Origin of the sequence: Sphingobium sp. SCG-1 (assembly GCF_002953135.1) — a bacterium.
GTDB lineage: Bacteria > Pseudomonadota > Alphaproteobacteria > Sphingomonadales > Sphingomonadaceae > Sphingobium.
Window position 1 is genome coordinate 4,151,401 of record NZ_CP026372.1, and the last position, 18,101, is coordinate 4,169,501.

Annotated in this window: 15 protein-coding genes; 11 read left to right on the forward strand and 4 right to left on the reverse strand. The window is 59.4% G+C overall.

What is annotated here, in order from left to right:
- Positions 1-99 precede the first annotated feature (99 nt).
- On the forward strand, positions 100-2,157 hold the full coding sequence (locus C1T17_RS19130) for a TonB-dependent siderophore receptor (protein WP_104954804.1): 2,058 nt from the start codon (positions 100-102) through the stop codon (positions 2,155-2,157).
- Positions 2,158-2,159: 2 nt separating this feature from the next.
- Entirely contained in the window at positions 2,160-3,362 is a 1,203-nt protein-coding gene (locus tag C1T17_RS19135) for a PepSY-associated TM helix domain-containing protein (protein WP_104954805.1), read from the forward strand.
- Between the two features lie 106 nt (positions 3,363-3,468).
- On the opposite strand, the gene C1T17_RS19140 is transcribed toward C1T17_RS19135, so the two are convergent.
- The 3 genes from C1T17_RS19140 to C1T17_RS19150 all read right to left on the reverse strand — a co-directional run bounded on the left by C1T17_RS19140 (position 3,469) and on the right by C1T17_RS19150 (position 6,410).
- Positions 3,469-4,179, reverse strand: a complete 711-nt coding sequence (locus tag C1T17_RS19140; protein ID WP_104954806.1) for an SDR family NAD(P)-dependent oxidoreductase — start codon at positions 4,177-4,179, stop codon at positions 3,469-3,471.
- Entirely contained in the window at positions 4,176-4,928 is a 753-nt protein-coding gene (yaaA, locus tag C1T17_RS19145; protein WP_104955365.1) for a peroxide stress protein YaaA, read from the reverse strand. The genes C1T17_RS19140 and yaaA overlap by 4 nt, the downstream gene beginning before the upstream one ends.
- A 141-nt stretch (positions 4,929-5,069) precedes the next feature.
- Positions 5,070-6,410 carry an MFS transporter gene (locus C1T17_RS19150; RefSeq protein WP_104954807.1) on the reverse strand — a complete coding sequence of 447 codons (1,341 nt, stop codon included), beginning with the start codon at positions 6,408-6,410 and terminating at the stop codon, positions 5,070-5,072.
- 143 nt (positions 6,411-6,553) lie between these two features.
- Here C1T17_RS19150 and cyoA point away from each other — a divergent pair, with 143 nt between their 5' ends.
- The 9 genes from cyoA (at position 6,554) to C1T17_RS19195 (ending at position 16,867) form a co-directional block, all read left to right on the forward strand.
- On the forward strand, positions 6,554-7,705 hold the full coding sequence (cyoA, locus tag C1T17_RS19155; RefSeq protein WP_104955366.1) for a ubiquinol oxidase subunit II: 1,152 nt from the start codon (positions 6,554-6,556) through the stop codon (positions 7,703-7,705).
- 11 nt (positions 7,706-7,716) lie between these two features.
- Complete coding sequence (cyoB, locus tag C1T17_RS19160) at positions 7,717-9,720, forward strand: cytochrome o ubiquinol oxidase subunit I (RefSeq protein WP_104954808.1); 2,004 nt, start codon at positions 7,717-7,719, stop codon at positions 9,718-9,720.
- Positions 9,721-9,723: 3 nt separating this feature from the next.
- Positions 9,724-10,341, forward strand: a complete 618-nt coding sequence (cyoC, locus tag C1T17_RS19165) for a cytochrome o ubiquinol oxidase subunit III (protein WP_104954809.1) — start codon at positions 9,724-9,726, stop codon at positions 10,339-10,341.
- A complete protein-coding gene (gene cyoD / locus C1T17_RS19170; protein ID WP_104954810.1) occupies positions 10,341-10,697 on the forward strand; it encodes a cytochrome o ubiquinol oxidase subunit IV in 357 nt (118 codons plus the stop codon). Before cyoC ends, cyoD begins: the two co-directional genes overlap by 1 nt.
- 46 nt (positions 10,698-10,743) lie before the next feature.
- Positions 10,744-12,057: an ATP-binding protein gene (locus tag C1T17_RS19175; protein WP_411269249.1), complete on the forward strand. Its 1,314-nt coding sequence runs from the start codon at positions 10,744-10,746 to the stop codon at positions 12,055-12,057.
- Positions 12,047-12,580 (forward strand): response regulator transcription factor, encoded by a 534-nt coding sequence (locus tag C1T17_RS19180; protein ID WP_104954811.1) that lies wholly within the window; start codon positions 12,047-12,049, stop codon positions 12,578-12,580. Before C1T17_RS19175 ends, C1T17_RS19180 begins: the two co-directional genes overlap by 11 nt.
- Positions 12,581-12,701: 121 nt before the next feature.
- Positions 12,702-15,254 (forward strand): TonB-dependent receptor, encoded by a 2,553-nt coding sequence (locus C1T17_RS19185; protein ID WP_104954812.1) that lies wholly within the window; start codon positions 12,702-12,704, stop codon positions 15,252-15,254.
- Between the two features lie 154 nt (positions 15,255-15,408).
- Positions 15,409-16,170 (forward strand): energy transducer TonB, encoded by a 762-nt coding sequence (locus tag C1T17_RS19190; protein ID WP_223262707.1) that lies wholly within the window; start codon positions 15,409-15,411, stop codon positions 16,168-16,170.
- Positions 16,171-16,183: 13 nt separating this feature from the next.
- Positions 16,184-16,867, forward strand: coding sequence for a Fe2+-dependent dioxygenase (locus C1T17_RS19195; RefSeq protein ID WP_104954813.1), 684 nt, complete (start codon positions 16,184-16,186; stop codon positions 16,865-16,867).
- Between the two features lie 263 nt (positions 16,868-17,130).
- Here the strand turns inward: C1T17_RS19195 and C1T17_RS19200 are convergent, their stop codons facing one another.
- Positions 17,131-17,619 (reverse strand): VOC family protein, encoded by a 489-nt coding sequence (locus C1T17_RS19200; protein ID WP_104954814.1) that lies wholly within the window; start codon positions 17,617-17,619, stop codon positions 17,131-17,133.
- Positions 17,620-18,101 lie beyond the last annotated feature (482 nt).

The window sequence follows — 18,101 nt, forward strand, 5'->3', positions numbered from 1 at the left end:
GAAATATGCGAATAATTCGCATTATCGAATCATTGTTAGGGGGTTGTTTTGCGTATTGGTCGTTTGGCGTTTCTTGTGGCCGTTTCTTTTCATTCATCGATGGCATTGGCGCAGGGTGCATCCGAAGCTGCGGATGCTGCGATGTCCGACAGCGATCAGATAATCGTCACCGGGCGAGCACAACGTCTCTATCGCACCGAAACCACGACCGTCGGCAAAACCTCCGAAGATCCACTCAACATCCCGCAGGCCGTGCAGGTCATCAATTCGGATTTGTTTGCCGATCAAGGCGCACGCGACGCAACCGACATCTACCGCAACATCTCCGGCGTCAGCTTCTTCAGCTATGCCGGTGTCACCTTTCGCGGCTTCCGTCAGGACCAATCCTTTTACGATGGCATGCGTGGAAACCCGTTCATCGGTTTCTCCGTACCGCAACTTTTTAATATCGATCGCGTCGAGGTGCTGAAAGGCCCAGCGGGCTTGTTCTTCGGCCCCGGTTCACCGGGCGGTATCATCAACTATGTGTCTAAAACGCCGGAAGAAGAAGGCTCCCTCCGTACGGTTCTCACGGCGGGCAACTACGACCGAATTGGCATTTCATCCGAAGCGAGCGGCCCGATCGACGAGGATGGCATCGTCACATATCGCGTCGGCGGCTTCTATGAGTCCATGGACCCCTATCGGGTCAATACGCAAAATAAGTCGCTGATCGGGGACGGCGCGATAGCCATCAAGACGAACGAAGGTGGCAAGCTGACGCTGCAAGCGACTATTTACGACAACCGGCTGGCGGCCAATCGCTTGCGCGGCGTGCTGACCGACAACGCTGGCAATTTCCGGACGGACATTCGCTGGAATGCCAATGAGCCGACCGATTTCCTCAACTTGAAGTCGAAAGCCTATCAAGCGCGTTACGCCACCGCGATCGGCGATGCGGTCACGTTCGATTTAGGCGTGCGCTACTTCAAAGCGACAGAGACGCAGCAATATCACGAACCCCGCGGTTTCGAGGCGGGGAGTACCGATCTCGTCGCCCGCGAGTTTCGCGACCAGATCCGTGACGTCGATGGGCTGTCGTTCTCCACCAACCTTACTGCACGTGTAGCCCTGTTGGGCATGGACCATAAATTTCAGGCAGGCGCGGACTGGTATGACGAAACCAGCGTCCTCAGCTCCCGCATCTTGCGGGCGGGTGTGACATCGCTCAGCCTCAGCAACCCCGTCTACACAACGTCGGCGCGTGACGTGGCGCGCGCGGCGCTGCTCCCCTTCATCGTCACTGATACGCGCACCAAAAGACAGGGCGCGTATCTCCAGGACCAGATCAGTGTGACCGACGCCTTTCTTCTGGTTGGCGGCCTACGCTACGACAAGTTCACGGATCGAGTGGTGAATAGCGCATCCTATAAGGACAACGACATCACTTTCCGCACCGGCGCAATTTACAAGCCGCGCAGGGACGTTTCCCTTTATCTAAGCTGGTCGCAGAGCTTCGAACCACAGACTGCCGCCAGCCAGAACGGCGATGCGGGTGGCCCATTCGCGCCTGTGACCGGCGATCAGTTCGAGGGCGGCGTTAAGACCGACCTGTTCGACGGACGCATTCAGGCCAATGTTGCGGCCTATCGCATAGTACGCAAGAACATCCTGCAGGCCGATGCCAACCTGCCGCCAGTAAACGGGCAAGATCAGTTACGCCCCATCGGCGAAGTCACGTCAAAAGGGTTCGAAATCGACCTGTCGACGGACCTTACGCCCAACTGGGTGCTGCTCGTCAACTATGGCTATAATGACACCAAGATCACCGGCACTATCGCGGGTCAGGCGATCACCAATGCCGTGGGCGACCGCTTCGCCAATGCGCCCAAGCACAAGCTGGGCTTTTGGACCCGATACCAGGTCGCTCCGATCGATGCGGCCTTTGCCTTTGGCGGCGAATATGTCTCGAAGCGTATCAGCCTGTCAGGACAGGATGTGAAGCCCTACACGATCTTCGATGCCTCGATCACCAAGGGGCTGGGCTTTGCCGAGTTGCTCCTGAGAGCCGACAACATCTTCGACAAGGTCTACGCCGCCTCCGGCTTTTCCGCCCAGAGCGGCCATTTCCCCGGCGAACCTCGGACATTCCTTGCCGAACTCCGGTTCAAATTCTGACCATGGCCTCCGTGCGTTCGGCCAAGTCGGGGGCGAAGAAACGCCGGTCGCTCTGGTGGGTGGTGCATAGCTGGATTGGCCTTAAGCTGTCGATCTTCCTCACCTTCATCCTGGCGACCGGAACCTTCGCGGTGTTCGCGCACGAGATCGACTGGATGGTGACGCCTGCCATGCGGGTGTCACCACAAGCTGCGCCACCGGCATCGTGGGGTTCGCTTGCTGCGGCCGCCGCCCGCGCCGAACCGTCCGGTCGATTGCAGACGATCTATGCACCGATCGACCCGTGGTTCGCGGTAGAGGCGTGGATAGACCTCGGCAAAGGTGCGCCGCGCCGGGTATATATCAACCCATGGACGGCGCAAGTTACCGGCACCCATGGTTGGGCAAATGTCCACCGCTTCCTGCGGCAGGTGCATCGCCATTTGATGCTACCGACGAAGATCGGCATCCCGATCGTCTGTTCTCTCGCACTCCTTCTCATGATCTCCCTGATCTCGGGTATCGTTACCTACAAGAAGTGGTGGCGCGGCTTCTTCCGTCGACCGCGCAGTGGGGATGGACGACGGCTGACAGGCGACCTTCACCGACTGGCGGGCCTATGGAGCCTGTGGTTCGTAGCGTTGATAGCATTGACGGGCATATGGTATCTGGTCGAGACATTGGGAGGTCATGCACCTGTGCCAAAGCTTCCCAAGGTGGACGCCCGCAGCGCGCTGCCGACCGGCGCAGCACTCGACAAGTTGGTGGCTGTGGCAAAGCAGGCTGACGCAAACCTCGAAATTCGCGAAATCCGTTTCACCGAAGACAGCGGCGTCATATTCCTCGGCCAATCGCGGGCCTGGCTGGTGCGTGACAGGGCCAATGCTGTTGTCCTTGATCCGGCGGACGGTCGGGTTGTGGCGCAACTGGATGGCCGGATGCTTGGCACTCACCAGCGTATTTCGGAAATGGCGGACCCACTGCATTTCGGCACATTCGGAGGATTGACCACGAAAATCATCTGGTTCCTGTTCGGCCTCGCCCTGACCGCGATGGCCATTACAGGCACCATGATCTACAGCTTGCGTCTGGCAAAAGCTCACGAGACGAACGATGGCGCGATGCGCTTGGCTTGGCGCGGCATGGGGGTTTGGGCCTATGTCGGAATGGCGCTGATACTACTGGCGCTCGCACTTACGCCCGGTGCGATCAGTGGGGCAAGTTGACTTTCCTCTGCCCTGAATCCCGCATCGTAAAAAGCGAGGACAACGAAGCTTTGAGAGGGACTCATGCGCGTCGGATCAACAGCCGCTAGGCGCACGGCTCGGATTCCTAAAAGGGAATTTCCTCCCCTTGGAAGTCGAAGAACTTCCCGCTGTCCGGCACCTTCAATCCTTCCACTACATCAAGCAGCTGAAGTGCGGCGCGCTCCGGATCAAACAGCCGTCCGGCCTGAACATTGCCCTGGAATGGGCGAGAGAGTGTCGTGTCGACTGTGCCGGGGTGCAGGGTCACCACGATGGTGCGATCGTTGCGACGGCGTTCCTCGATGGCGAGGTTTCGAACCAGCATGTTGAGCGCCGCCTTCGACGCACGATAGCCATGCCACCCGCCTAATCGATTGTCATTGATCGATCCCACCCGCGCCGACAGCGCTGCGAAGACCGTGCGTCCCGTTTTGGGCATGATCGGCAGGAAATGCTTCGCCACAAGCGCAGGCCCGATGGCATTTACGGCATAGAGCCGCGCCAACCACTCCGGCTCCAAATCGCGCAACGCCTTTTCGGGGCCGCGTTCTCCCGAATGGAGCAGGCCGGTCGCGATGATGATGCAGGTTGGTGCCGGACCTCTCGCGACATGTGCGGCGGCGGCGGCGATGCTCGCCTCATCGAGCAAGTCGAGATGCTGCGATCCGGGCCGCGATCGCGCGAAGCCATGAACGACATCGAACGCGCCCTCCTCGATCAGGGCCGCTTCCAATGCGCGCCCGATCCCACCAGAAGCGCCGACGACGACGGCAGAAGCGCTGCCTGCACCGCTCATACGCGGGTGAAACGCCAGCGATCGCCGTCGCTCTCTTGTCCGTCGAACCGGTATCCGTCGTAATCGAAACCGCGCATCGCCTCTACATCAGTAATGCGATGCTCACATAGCCAGCGTGCCATCATGCCCCGCGCTCGCTTGGCATTGAAGCTCACGAAACGTGGGCCATTCGGGCCGGGTTCACGGAACTCGACCTCGATCACACGCACGCCCGCCAGCCTGCCTTTGACGGCAGCAAAATACTCCTGGCTGGCGAGGTTGAGGATGACGCCCGATCCCTCTTCTGCGAGTTGCTCCAGTAGCAGTTGCGCAATACGATTGCCCCACCAGTCAGTCAGGGATGTGCGGCGCGGTGCCCAGCGCGTGCCCATCTCAAGCCGATAGGGACGAATTGCGTCCAGCGGCCGCAGCAGGCCGTAAAGGCCCGAAAGCATTCGCACGTGATCCTGTGCAAAGCTGACGGCGACCTCATCCAGCGTGTCCACCTCGAAGCCTGTATAAACGTCACCGGCAAAAGCGAACAGCGCTGGTCGTTCAGGCAGATTGTCGAAGTCGCGAAAACGATCGGCATTTAGCTTGGCGAGGCGCGGGGAGATATGCATCAATTCGGACAGCCGCTTCTGCGTGAGATTCGCAGCCGATCGCGCAAGGCTGTGCGCTTCCGCGGAGAAATATGGCTTTGACACTTGGAGCGGCGGTAACGGACGCTCAAAGTCGAGCGTTTTCGCAGGGGACAGTAGTGCAATCATCAAGGCGGCGGTAGCGTCCGCAGGCACATGCGTCAAACTACTGCCTTGGCTCGTAACCCATACGAGCTAGTGACCACAATCGCGGTAGGTTGCCTTCATTTGGCTATACTTACTCGCAACCCCGAAAGCATCCCGCTACATTTACCTTTGGCTTGCCAGCTCCCGGTTGATGCTTAACGCACCGAGCGTGCCTACGGCGCCGGAAAGAAGGTAGCCGCCCGCCGCCAAAAGGCCCCATTCACTCGCCAGCCATAAGGCTGCAAGTGGCGCAAAGCCCGCACCCACAAGCCATGCAAGGTCCGACGTAATCGCAGCGCCCGTATAGCGTTGAGCCGCGGGGAAATTGCCGTTCAATGCGCCTGACGACTGTCCGAACGCGACGCCCAGCAGGGCAAAGCCAAGAACCATGAAGATGACTTCGCCAAGGTCGCCACCGTCGAGCAGTTGTGGAGCGAAGCCGCTGAACGCTGCGATGGCTGCCGCTGATACGCCCAGAACATATCTCCGCCCAAACCGGTCGGCCAGCGAGCCGGACGCGAGCACCGCGAGAACACCGACTAACCCACCGATGATCTCGATCACCAAGAACCGCGCCGGATTTTCGCGCGTGAACAGGAACACCCAGCTTAGCGGAAACACCGTGACCATGTGGAACAGCGCAAAACTGGCGAGGGGCGCGAACGCACCAATCACCATGTTGCGCCAATGCGACCGCACCGTCTGGATCACCGGTGAAGGCTGCAACTCGCGCGTTTCGAACAGATCGCCATATTGCGGCGTCGATACGATACGCAGCCGCGCGAAGAGCGCCACCACGTTGATCGCGAACGCGACGAAAAAAGGATAGCGCCAGCCCCATTCGAGAAAATCGGTAGCCGAGAGGCTGGCGACTAGAAACGCGAACAGCGCACTGGCGACGATCATGCCGAGCGGCGCGCCAAGCTGCGGGATCATCGCGTAGAAGCCGCGCTTGTTCTGGGGTGCGTTGAGGGCAAGCAGCGAAGCGAGGCCGTCCCACGCACCACCCAGCGCAATGCCCTGTCCGATACGGAAGGCGGCAAGAAGCAGCGGGGACGCGATGCCAAGATCGGCATAGGCAGGCAGGAACGCCACCGCTGCGGTCGATCCGCCGAGCAGGAACAGAGCAATGGTAAGCCGCATGCCGCGCCCCAGCGCCTTGTCAATCTCCATGAAGATCAGCGTACCGAACGGCCGCGCCACGAACGCGAGCGCAAAGACGGCAAAGCTGTAGATCGTGCCCGTCAGCGGATCGACCCACGGAAAGATCAGCTTGGGGAAAACCAGCACGGATGCGATCGCGTACACGAAGAAGTCGAAGAATTCCGACGTTCGCCCGATCACCACGCCGATCGCGATTTCCGCCGGCGCTATGTCGCCATGGTCCTTCCCCTCGCTACGCGCGTGCAGGGCGCGTGCGTCCCGCTCTGCCGTTTCGGAATTGGATAGCGTATCGCTGGTCATTGGTAGTGATCTTCCTCGATCATGGCCGGGGCCACGGCCTGTCGCATAGGTTCAAGGTCTGCCTTATGCACGAGCGGCGCTGGATCCGGCATTGGACAAAATGTCCAATGTTGCACTGCACGATATCGGGCTACTTCCGCGCCATGCAGTTCCTTCCGTCCCGCCAGACGCTTCGGCGTGCACTCTCCATCGCACCAGTCGCCATGCTGCTGAGCGGCTGCAACATGGTGGTGATGCATCCGTCCGGTGACGTGGCTATGCAGCAGCGCGATCTGGTCCTCATAGCGACGGCTTTGATGCTGCTCATCATCGTGCCTGTCGTCGCGCTGATCGTGCTGTTCGCCTGGCGCTATCGGCACGCGAACAAGGATGCGCGGTACGAGCCGGACTGGGACCATTCGACACAACTGGAACTCATTATCTGGGCAGCGCCGTTGCTCATCATCATCTGCCTTGGCGCCGTCACCTGGGTGGGCACGCATCTGCTTGACCCCTACCGGCCGTTGGACCGGGTCGCAGCGGGAAAGCCGATTGCGGCGGACGTCGCACCGCTGGAAGTTCAGGTGGTGGCGCTCGACTGGAAATGGCTGTTCATCTACCCCGAGCAGGGCATCGCGACCGTCAATGAACTCGCCGCGCCCGTAAACCGGCCGATCCATTTCAAGATCATCGCCTCGTCCGTGATGAACAGCTTCTATATTCCCGCGCTCGCCGGACAGATTTACGCGATGCCGGGCATGGAAACCAAACTTAACGCGGTCATCAACAAGCCCGGCAATTACGCTGGCTTTTCGGCGAATTACAGCGGCGCGGGCTTTTCAGGTATGCGCTTCCGCTTTCATGGCATGAGCAACGATGACTTTGCGGGCTGGGTGGCCAATGCGAAGAAGGGCGGCGGCATGCTGGATCGCGCCGTGTATCTAAAGCTTGCGGAGCCGAGCGAGAAGGAGCCGGTACGCCGCTTCGCCAGCATCGATCCCGCGCTCTACAACGCCGCGCTTAACCAATGCGTCGTGCCCGGTACGCCGTGCATGGCGGATGTGATGAAGGCCGACGCAGCGCGTGACGGAGAAGCGGGCCACGGATCTCATGGCGCGCCCACGCCCTCCGATGTCACGCCCCAGCAAGGACCGCACATGGATCATGGCAACATGACCATGAACATGACGCCGAAAACTGGCCCAACCGGTCGCGGCGAGGGTCTCGTCGGCGCCGGCCTGACGCCGCCATCCAGTCCTTTCCGCAAGCCCGAGGCTGTCGCGCTCGACGCGCCTGCCCATCAGCACTCGCTTTAAGAAGCATCGCCATGACACAGGATTTCGTACCCATCAGCCCGATCTTCGGCCGCTTCACGCTGGAGTCGCTGCCGCTGCACGAACCGATCGTCGTGGTGACGTTCGGCGCAGTGGCGCTGGGCGGGATCGCGCTGATCGGCGCGCTGAGCTACTTCAAGGTGTGGGGCTATCTCTGGAAGGAGTGGTTCACGAGCGTCGATCACAAGAAGATCGGCATCATGTACATGATCCTGGGTCTCATCATGCTGCTGCGCGGCTTTGCCGACGCGATCATGATGCGGCTGCAGCAGGCAATGGCGTTCAATGGTTCGGAAGGCTATCTGAACGCCCATCATTACGACCAGATCTTCACCGCGCATGGCGTGATCATGATCTTCTTCGTGGCGATGCCGCTCGTCACGGGCCTGATGAACTATGTCGTGCCGCTACAGATCGGCGCGCGCGACGTGTCCTTCCCATTCCTCAACAATTTCAGCTTCTGGATGACGGCGGCCGGTGCCATCGTCGTCATGATGTCGCTGTTCGTGGGCGAGTTCGCACAGACTGGCTGGCTCGCCTATCCGCCGCTGTCGGGAAAAGCCTATAGTCCGGGCGTCGGCGTCGATTACTACATATGGGCGTTGCAGGTGGCGGGTGTCGGCACGACACTGTCGGGCATCAACCTTATCGCGACCATCGTGAAGATGCGCGCACCTGGCATGGGCATGATGAAGATGCCGGTGTTCACCTGGACCTCGCTCTGCACCAACATCCTGATCGTCGCGGCGTTTCCGGTGCTGACGGCGGTGCTCTCGCTGCTGACGCTGGATCGCTATGTCGGCACGCACTTCTTCACGAACGACTTCGGCGGCAATCCGATGATGTACGTGAACCTCATCTGGATCTGGGGCCATCCGGAAGTCTACATCCTGATCCTGCCGCTGTTCGGCGTGTTCTCCGAAGTCACCTCCACATTCTCGGGCAAGCGCCTCTTCGGCTATACGTCGATGGTGTACGCGACGCTGGTCATCACGATCCTGTCGTACCTCGTCTGGCTGCATCACTTCTTCACGATGGGATCGGGCGCGAGCGTCAACAGCTTCTTCGGCATTACGACGATGGTGATCTCAATCCCTACGGGGGCTAAGCTCTTCAACTGGCTGTTCACCATGTATCGTGGACGCATCCGGTTCGAATTGCCGATGATGTGGACCATCGCCTTCATGATTACCTTCGTGTTCGGCGGTATGACCGGCGTGCTGCTGGCAGTGCCGCCTGCCGACTTCGTGCTGCACAACTCGCTGTTCCTGGTCGCGCATTTCCATAATGTCATCATCGGCGGCGTGCTGTTTGGTCTGTTCGCGGCGATCAACTACTGGGCGCCAAAGGCTTTGGGCGTCAGGCTCGATCCGTTCTGGGGGAAAGTCAGTTTCTGGTTCTGGGTCGTGGGCTTCTGGGTCGCGTTCATGCCGCTCTATGTGCTGGGCCTCATGGGCGTGACGCGCCGCCTGCGTCAGTTCGACGACCCGTCGCTGCAGATATGGTTTCAGGTCGCGGCGTTCGGCGCGGTTCTCATCGCCATCGGCATCGGCGCGATGCTGATCCAGTTCTATGTGACCTGGCGCAACCGGGAAGCGCTGCGCGACCATAGCGGCGATCCGTGGGACGGACGCACGCTGGAGTGGTCGACCTCCTCGCCGCCGCCCGACTACAACTTCGCCTTCACACCGATCATCCACGACAATGACGCATGGTCCGACATGAAGCAGCGCGGCCACAGCCGCCCGCTGGAAGGGTTCAAGGATATCCATATGCCCCGCAACACTGGCACAGGCGTCATCCTGGCGGGTCTCAGCACGGCGTTCGCCGTCGGCATGATCTGGTACGTGTGGTGGCTGGCGGGCCTCAGCTTCATAGGCATCCTCGCCGTCGCGATCGGTCACACGTTCAACTACAAGCGCGACTTCCATATCCCGGCCAAGGATGTGATCCGCACCGAAGACGCGCGCACCACGCTGCTCGCAGCGGGAGCCTGAGCCATGAGCGCACAAGCCCTCAACGCCGACGCAGGCTTCTACCAACTGGACGAGCACGATCACCCGGAGGGTGGCAGCACGCTGCTGGGTTTCTGGCTCTACCTGATGAGCGATTGCCTAATCTTCGCCATGCTCTTCGCGACCTATGGCGTGCTCGGCCATAGCTATGCCGGGGGACCGGGGCCGAAGGATCTGTTCGACCTGCCGCTGGTCGCGCTCAACACCGCGATGCTGCTGTTCTCCTCGATCACCTACGGTTTTGCGATGATCGCGATGGACCGGGGCCGCGTGGGGCAGACACAGGCGTGGCTGGCGGCCACGCTGTTGTTCGGACTGACGTTCCTCGGCATCGAACTGTACGAATTCGCCCATCTGATCCACGAAGGCGCAGGCCCGCAGCGAAGCGCATTCCTCTCCTCTTTCTTCACGCTTGTAGGCACGCACGGGCTGCACGTCACCTTCGGCAGCATCTGGCTGGTGACGCTGATGGTGCAGGTCGCAAGGAAGGGCCTGATCCCTGCCAATCAGCGCCGCCTGCTGTGCCTCAGCCTCTTCTGGCACTTCCTCGACGTCATCTGGATCGGCGTCTTTACCTTCGTCTACCTGATCGGAATGGTGTGATGAGCGCAGAAACACATGGAGCTACGGCAGGGCATGGGTCGAGCAAGGGCTATCTGACCGGGTTTTTCCTCTCGATCGTCCTGACCGCAATTCCCTTCTGGCTGGTGATGAGCGGCGTCCTGCCGCCGCAAGCCACAACACTGACGATCATGGCGTTCGCGCTGGTGCAGATCGTGGTGCACATGATCTTCTTCCTGCACATGAACACCAAGTCGGAGGGCGGGTGGAACATGATGGCGCTGATCTTCACGGTCGTCATTGTGGTGATCGCGCTCAGCGGCTCGCTGTGGGTCATGTATCATATGAACGCCAACATGATGCCGATGACGGCGCAGGACATGAGCCAGATGCCCTGACTGTGCAGCCATGGCACTTGAAAGCCGGACAGGCTAAGCTTCGATGATGAATGCGGCCCGCGCCTATCTGCCGACTGCCGATGCGGCGGGGCACAAGAACATGGTGCAACTCGTGCAGTTGCGCTGGCTTGCCGTGGCGGGGCAGTTGGTGACGATCCTGTTCGTGCATCTGGTGATGCATGTGCGCTTACCGATCGTGCCGATGCTGGCAGTGATCGCGGCGCTGATGATCCTCAACATCTTCAGCGTCAGTGCGCTGAACCGGCGGCGGGGGATTGCGAACGCCGAATTGTTTTTTGCGCTGCTGATGGATGTCGCCGCGCTGACGGCGCTGCTGTACCTGAGTGGAGGCGCGACCAATCCGTTCGTATCGCTGTTTCTGTTGCAGGTGGTGCTCGGTTCCGTCCTCCTCGAGCGGTGGTCGAGTTGGCTTGTCGTCATCGCAACCAGCCTGTGCTTCGCGCTGCTGATCGTCGCTCACCGGCCACTCCAACTGCCGCCGCAATTCGGGGTTTCGCTGTTCGATTTGTATATCGCCGGCGCGTGGATCTGCTTCGCCCTGATCGCGGTGTTACTGGTCCTGTTCGTCACCCGGATCAGCGAGAACCTTAGAGCGCGCGATGCTCACTTGGCGGATATGCGGCAGCAGGCGGCTGAGCAGGACCATATCATGCGTATGGGGCTATTGGCGTCGGGAGCTGCGCACGAACTCGGCACGCCGCTGGGATCGTTGGCCGTCATCATTGGCGATTGGCGACGTATGCCGCAGCTTAGCAGTGACCCGGGCATGGCGCAGGACATGGCCGAGATGCAGGCGGAGGTCGAACGCTGCAAGGCGATCGTGACACGCATCCTGCTGTCGGCGGGCGAAGCGCGTGGTGAGGCTCCAGCAGTGACAAGCGTCCACCAGTTCTTCGATGAGCTGGTGGAGGATTGGCGCGCGACGCGCGGCTCGGACGCACTCGTATATCACAACCGGTTCGGCGAGGACGTACAGATCGTCTCCGATGCCGCGCTACAGCAGGTGATCGGAACAGTTCTGGACAATGCCGCCGAAGTCTCTCCGGCTTGGGTCGGCATGTATGTGGAACGGCAAGATAATACTGTCCTGCTGTCCATTCGCGATGCCGGACCCGGCTTCGCGCCTGAGATGCTTGCCAATCTCGGTAAGCCCTATCAGTCGACCAAGCAGCGACCGGGAGGCGGACTCGGGTTGTTTTTGGTCGTCAACGTCATGCGAAAATTGGGCGGCGAAGTACGGGCGCGCAATCTGGAAGGCGGGGTCGGAGCGGAAGTTGTTTTGGTCCTACCGCTGTCCGCAGTCGCGCTGACGGTGTACGGAGCCTCGCATGATCGATGAGCCACGGCTGCTGATCGTCGAGGATGACGAGACCTTTGCCCGCACGCTGCGGCGATCCTTCGAACGGCGCGGTTATCTCGTTGAAACAGCCGCCGAAATCGAAGCGGTGGAACGGCTAATACGCGCCGCGCCATTCGATTATGCGGTGGTCGATCTGAAGCTGGGACAACAATCCGGTCTTGCCTGCGTGCGGACGTTGCACGCGCATGATCCTTTCATGGTCATCGTAGTGCTGACCGGTTACGCCAGCATTGCGACGGCGGTGGAAGCAATCAAATTGGGTGCCGCGCAATATCTCGCCAAACCATCAAATACGGATGATATCGAAGCCGCTTTTCACAAGGCTGAGGGGAATGCCGATGCTCCTATCGATGCGCGACCCACATCGATCAAGACGCTGGAGTGGGAACATATTCATGCGGTCCTGGCGCAAAGCGACTTCAATATTTCGGAGGCGGCCCGAAGGCTGGGAATGCATCGTCGTACGCTCGCCCGGAAGCTGGAGAAGCGGCAAATCCGTTGAAAGCTAATCTGCCTACATGTTCCAAACCGTTCCGGAGGCTATTGCGAAGAGTTCTTATTAGCATTGACTCTGATAACGAGTCGCAATAACAGCACCTCGAACCAAATGGGGGGTCTGTTCAATGTCCAAAGCTACAACTGTTCCAAACTTCCTGGCGCTGAGCTGCGTCGGCGCCATCGCCTTTGCTACCGCTGCTCACGCACAGGACGCGGCCCAAAGTCCCAAGCTCGGGGGGATGACCGTTACCGATACGGCGATCGATGAATCTGAGGTCAAGGTGGACCGGGCGGAGTCGCCGAAATATACGCGCCCGCTTCTTGATACGCCCCAGACCATCACGGTCATCGGCAAGGAAACGATCCAGCAGCAGAACCTCCTTACATTACGCGACGTCCTTTCAACGGTTCCCGGCATCACCTTCGGCGCAGGCGAAGGTGGCTTCGGCTATGGTGATCGTATCATCCTGCGCGGTCAGGACGCCAAGAACGATGTGACGGTCGACGGCGTGCGGTCCGGCGCGTTCCTCAACCGCAACGAGGTTTACAACATCGAGCAGGTCGAAGTCACGAACGGCGCCAATTCCGTGATGAACGGCGGCGGCTCTGTGGCAGGCACGATCAACCTCGTCACCAAGCGCCCGCTGGCCGATGACAAGACCATCTTGAGCGCGGGTGTCGGGACCGACAACTACTACCGCGCGACCGTGGATGCCAATAAACGGATCAATGATTTAGTCGCCATCCGGTTGAATGCCGTTTATCATGAAAATGACGTACCAGGCCGCGACGTGGAGGATTACAAGCGTTGGGGTATCGCTCCGGCAGTCACCATTGGCATTGATGGGCCGACAAGTCTTACCATTCAGGGAGAGTATCTGGATGATAAGGCCATGCCGCAATATGGCATCCGCTACTTTCCGTCACTTGGCGGCATAATCGACGGGTTTGACCGTTCGGGCTATTACGGCTTCGCTAATCTCGACAAGCAGAACAGCAAAACCAAGTCGCTTCAGACCATCTTCAACCATGCCTTCAGCGACACCGTGAAGGTGCGCAACCTCACGCGCTATGAGAAGATCAATCAGGATACTGTAACGAGCCAGCCCAACGGCGTGTTCTGCCTCGATAATGGCACAGCGGGCGGCTTCAATCCGGATACTGGCGGCGCGTGTACGCAGCGCATCGGCACGACGGCTGCGGGCCAAACCCTCACCATTCCAGTCGGCTATTACCTTCCAACCGGCGGGCGCGGCAACCAGCGCTATATTTCCAATGAAACGGCTTACACGCAGTTCGATCTTAGCGCCGACTTCGATACGGGTGGCATCGGCCACACGCTTGTCGTCGGCGGTTCTGCTCTGTGGGAAAGATATGTTCAGCGGCAGGGCAGCTTGGGACGGACAGCTAATGGCTTTGATCCTTATGCGGCGGCTTTCTCTGCACCCACGACGGGCAGTAGCACGGCGAACGTACTGTATGATGCCGGCAGCAGCCTCGGGTCCTATCTTCCGCTCGTGAACATCGCGAACCCCGGCGCCCTCATTGCTGGTCCGCCCGCGACATCCGGTTTGGCACGTGTGTACGGCAACAATAACTACGTCGGCCCCGTCAATTTCATATTGGGCACGCGAAACGTCGGAGAGCAGACGAGCTATGCCGCTTACCTGTTTGACACGATAAAGTTCACCGACTGGTTCGAGATCAATGGCGGCATCCGCTATGAGAAGGTGAAGGGCTTCAACCGCACCTTCAGTTATCAAACCAGCGGTCCGGCCATCGGCCAATTGTCGGTCCCGACCGCACCCGCCACTAATCCCGCCTACTTCGATTTGGAGGACGATCTGTTCTCCTATCGCATCGGGGCCGTGGTGAAGCCTACGCCCGACACTAGTCTCTATGTAGCCTATGGCAATTCGAAGCTACCGTCCAAATCGTCAGTCGACGGAGCCTGTTCTGCGCTGACCTGCAACGTCAAACCTGAGACGACCGAAACCTACGAGATCGGCGCCAAAGCGGATCTGTTCGACAAGAAGTTGCTGTTGACCGCCGCGCTGTTTCGCAACGACCGTAACCAGATCAAGGTTATTTCCGGTGATCCAACTCTGCCCGACCAGGCTACTGACGGCTTTCAACGCGTAGAGGGCTTCTCGTTCGGCGCGTCGGGCAACATCACGAGCAACTGGACGATCTCAGCCAACTACATGTACCTAAAGAGTGATATCAAGCAGGGGGTGTCGGACTTCTGTCTTGCGAATCCCGGCGCTACGGATGCGACCGCCGGCACGTGCGCCAACAACGCGACCTTCCTCGATCCCACGCGTGGCTACTCGCTCACCAACACGCCCAAGCATTCCGGCAGCCTGTTCACAACCTATCGCTTCGGCTTTGGTCTGGAATTGGGTTATGGTCTCACCTACCAGGGCAAGTTCCTGCTCAATCAGCCCACGCTCGCACAGTTGGTCGCCAACAACTATGTAGGCTATCATGTGCCGAGCTACACCATACACCGCTTCATGGCGTCTTACCCGATCACGCCCGCGCTGAAGGCGCAGGTCAACATGCAGAACTTCACAAACGAAAAGTATGTGACCACTGTGCGTAACTCGATCGGCAACAGCTGGGCACAGCCTGCGCCGACCCGCTCCGCTATGTTCAGCCTGAACTATAGCTTCTGAGTTTTCTCCCGGCGCACGTCAGCGCTGGCGGATGGACGGACAGTCGCACTCCCTTCTTCGCTACTGTCCGTCCAACATATTAAGCGTTAATCTGCAATTGATTTGCATAGGGATAGCGATATGCCCTTCAGGTGGATGGAAGCGGGAGTGCGTGATGCTGCTCACAGCAGATAGAGAGATCATGTCGGGTGACGCCGCTTCGGGAATTATGTCTCCACTTCACTCTACACTTTCAAACAATCTACCTACATCGTCCACTACCCGCTGGACTACCAGTCGTTATGGTGCGCGACGATCTTCCCGCCTGCCGGTGATTACTTCTGTGGTGCTAATCCATGCCTTCCTGATCGGTGCGCTGATGCAGATGCGCCATAACTACATTAGGCATCAGGAAGCGCGGATGGAGGTGGTAAACCTGATGCCGCCCGCCGCCCCTCCTCCCGCAGAGAAGATCCCGCCACCACCCTCGCCTCCGCAAGTCGTCGCGCCGCCGCCTGTCGTGCAAACACCAGCGCCCCTCGTGCAGGTGATGACTACGCCGGACGCTGTGCCTGTACCAAGCGTTATCGCGGCAGCACCGACGCCTGCCTTCTCTTCATCGCCGCCGGTCGTCTCTCCAGGGCCTAGCGCTGTTCAGCTTGGCGATTTGGCGACACGGATGCTGTCGGGTAAGCCGCCGCGATATCCGGTTGAAAGCCGCAAGCTACGGGAGCAGGGTACTGTAGTACTTGCGCTGACATTGGACGTGGACGGCTGCGTTGCGAAGGTAGCTATTGCACAGAGCAGCGGCTTCAGTCGGCTCGACAACGCGGCACGCGACGCGGTAAAGCGGTGGCGATGGGAGCCGACGATCCGCGGCGGTCAACCTGTATCGGTGAAAGGGATCGTAGAAATTCCCTTCGTGCTGAAAGCCTGAGCGTACTCTCATCATGCTGATTGCCATTCCCGATCTGCTCGACGCTACGCGTGTCGAGAATATTCGCTCATTGATGGATTCCGCCGCCTGGATAGATGGCAACGCTACGTCCGGGCATCAGTCGGCTTTGGCGAAACGCAACCTGCAACTGCCGGAGACTGCGCCCGAAGCGAAGGCTGCGGGCGACATCATTCTCGACGCCCTCGCGCAGTGCCCTCTGTTCATCGCGGCGGCACTGCCGCTCAAGATATTCCCTCCGCTGTTCAACAGCTACGCTGGAGGGCAAGCATTTGGCACGCACGTGGATAATGGCGTGCGCGTCCAATCGGGCACTGGCTTTCGCGTCCGTGCCGACCTGTCGATCACTGTTTTTCTGGAGCCACCGGAAGAGTATGACGGCGGTGAACTGACAATCGAGACCGCATTTGGCGTGCAACAGGTGAAGCTGCCCGCAGGCCACGCAGTGCTGTACCCATCCTCTTCGCTACACCGGGTAGAGCCAGTGACGCAAGGACGCCGGGTAGCGAGCTTCTTCTGGATGCAGTCGATGATCCGCGAAGATGCCGAGCGGCAGATCCTGTTCGACCTCGACAGCAGCATTCAAGCGCTGGCGGCAAACGCAGGGCATGGCGATCCGCAAGTCATTCGCCTGACGGGCGTATACCACAATCTTCTGCGACGATGGGCGGACGCCTAGCTCGAGGTCATTAGAGCAAATGATTTAGTAGAGGTGCGGGCGCGAAGAATCCTGCCTGTGAAGTAGCATTGGCCGAAGAGCGATCAGCCGGTCAGTCATGACTCGATCTTCTAAATGCAATCAACATCGAACGAGTATGCCTCACGCGAACTGGTTCAAGGGAGGAGCGCAGAAAAGCTGCATGCAGAGGCCTACCGTCGAAGCTCAGTACTTAAACGAGGCGCTTTGCGACGATAAAGTAAGGTCAATGCCTATAGAACGGGTCAAGTGTCTCCACGGCGCGCTCGCTCTATCATTGCAACGTCGATTTTGCGCATCGTCATCATTGCGTCGAATACTCGCTTGGCGACCGCCGGGTCCGGATCGTTGACCCCTTCGTTAAGAATGCGAGGCGTAATCTGCCACGAGAAACCCCATCGATCCTTGCACCAGCCGCAAGCGCTCTCGGAACCTCCGTTCTCTACGATGGCGTTCCAATACCGATCGGTTTCGGCCTGATCCTCCGTCTCTACCATGAAGGATACAGCTTCGTTGGGCTTGAAGTCAGGACCACCAGCCAACCCCATGAAAGGTGAACCCAGGACCGAGAACTCAACGGTAAGCTCATCGCCTTTCTCGCCCGAGGGATAGTCTCCGGGCGCCTCCATGACTGCTCCGACGTAACTGTCGGGAAAGACACTTGCATAGAATTCCGCCGCTTTTCGCGCCTCACCGTGGTCGAACCACAAGACGTTCCTGATTTTGCCTGTCACAATTCGTCTCCCTTCATGCCGGCGTTGGCGAGCGGCTTCCTAGTAACAGGCTGCCGGTTTTCCGATCTCCAATCAAGCTGGTATATCGTGAGTTCCATTGCCGCCGCAGTAAGGTCGGTTCGCAAGTTCAAGGCCACTTCTGACCACTCCATCAGCGACGTGGAAAGCATTGATGCTTCAACGATCAGCGCGACCGCTGTGCTCCAACTTGCGCCATTCGGCCCGAGCGCCGGTGGTTTGAGCGAGTGCCAAGCCGACCCCTCGTAACCATTCAGCCGACGGTTCTCGCTTCTCAAGTGAGGTCAGGCGGCTTTCCAATCTTCGGGGCTGCATCAGGTTGCGTGCTGAACGTCCGGTCTGGAGTCGCAAGAAAGCCTGCGTTACCGCAGGACATGCGTATCTGACAGCCAGGGCGTAGGGCGCTGGAATTAGCGGACGTCTCAATCGCAGCCATGATCGGGCACAAATGCGTGGAATGGCTC

Excerpts from the sequence above, each read along its gene's own strand:
- C1T17_RS19190 (WP_223262707.1), top strand. The coding sequence starts at position 15,409 with ATGCTGCTCACAGCAGATAGAGAGATCATGTCGGGTGACGCCGCTTCG.
- C1T17_RS19195 (WP_104954813.1), top strand. The coding sequence starts at position 16,184 with ATGCTGATTGCCATTCCCGATCTGCTCGACGCTACGCGTGTCGAGAAT.
- C1T17_RS19140 (WP_104954806.1), bottom strand. The coding sequence starts at position 4,179 with ATGAGCGGTGCAGGCAGCGCTTCTGCCGTCGTCGTCGGCGCTTCTGGT.
- C1T17_RS19130 (WP_104954804.1), top strand. The coding sequence starts at position 100 with ATGGCATTGGCGCAGGGTGCATCCGAAGCTGCGGATGCTGCGATGTCC.
- C1T17_RS19185 (WP_104954812.1), top strand. The coding sequence starts at position 12,702 with ATGTCCAAAGCTACAACTGTTCCAAACTTCCTGGCGCTGAGCTGCGTC.
- C1T17_RS19150 (WP_104954807.1), bottom strand. The coding sequence starts at position 6,410 with ATGACCAGCGATACGCTATCCAATTCCGAAACGGCAGAGCGGGACGCA.
- C1T17_RS19135 (WP_104954805.1), top strand. The coding sequence starts at position 2,160 with ATGGCCTCCGTGCGTTCGGCCAAGTCGGGGGCGAAGAAACGCCGGTCG.
- cyoB (WP_104954808.1), top strand. The coding sequence starts at position 7,717 with ATGACACAGGATTTCGTACCCATCAGCCCGATCTTCGGCCGCTTCACG.
- cyoC (WP_104954809.1), top strand. The coding sequence starts at position 9,724 with ATGAGCGCACAAGCCCTCAACGCCGACGCAGGCTTCTACCAACTGGAC.
- cyoD (WP_104954810.1), top strand. The coding sequence starts at position 10,341 with ATGAGCGCAGAAACACATGGAGCTACGGCAGGGCATGGGTCGAGCAAG.
- C1T17_RS19175 (WP_411269249.1), top strand. The coding sequence starts at position 10,744 with ATGAATGCGGCCCGCGCCTATCTGCCGACTGCCGATGCGGCGGGGCAC.
- C1T17_RS19180 (WP_104954811.1), top strand. The coding sequence starts at position 12,047 with ATGATCGATGAGCCACGGCTGCTGATCGTCGAGGATGACGAGACCTTT.
- cyoA (WP_104955366.1), top strand. The coding sequence starts at position 6,554 with ATGCAGTTCCTTCCGTCCCGCCAGACGCTTCGGCGTGCACTCTCCATC.
- yaaA (WP_104955365.1), bottom strand. The coding sequence starts at position 4,928 with ATGATTGCACTACTGTCCCCTGCGAAAACGCTCGACTTTGAGCGTCCG.